The organism is Marinomonas gallaica (assembly GCF_001639745.1).
GTDB classification, from domain to species: domain Bacteria; phylum Pseudomonadota; class Gammaproteobacteria; order Pseudomonadales; family Marinomonadaceae; genus Marinomonas; species Marinomonas gallaica.
This window is the reverse complement of the sequence record NZ_LTAX01000060.1, coordinates 1-323: the sequence shown is the minus strand read 5'-3', so window position 1 is coordinate 323 and position 323 is coordinate 1. Positions and strand designations below refer to the sequence as shown.

1 protein-coding gene is annotated in these 323 nt (G+C 45.8%); it reads right to left on the bottom strand.

Annotated features, from left to right (window positions below; all coding sequences use genetic code 11):
• Positions 1-323 (bottom strand): calcium-binding protein (locus tag AYW76_RS18590; protein ID WP_156489110.1); only part of this gene is annotated, 323 nt, incomplete at both ends.

The window sequence follows — 323 nt, the reverse complement described above, 5'->3', positions numbered from 1 at the left end:
ATTTCCTCCAAGACCAGAAAGGGTGTCCGCAGAATCAAGTCCAACGAGTTTTTCCGACGCCTCCGTTCCCGACAAAGTTTGTCGTTTCAACTCAACAGCATCCCAGACCGTCCCGTCCGCAAACTCGACTGCATCCAGTTCGTAAGTGGCTTTGTCAAAGAATTCAGTAACTTTGATAACCTCGCCTGAACTCTGCAAGGTTAAAAGTAAATGATCACTGCTGCGCGAAATCCTTACGTCATCAGCCTGCACGCCCTCTGAAAAACGTAAAACATCGTAATCCGTTGTTTTACGATAATAGTTATTGATTGTGGTGTTCCCAT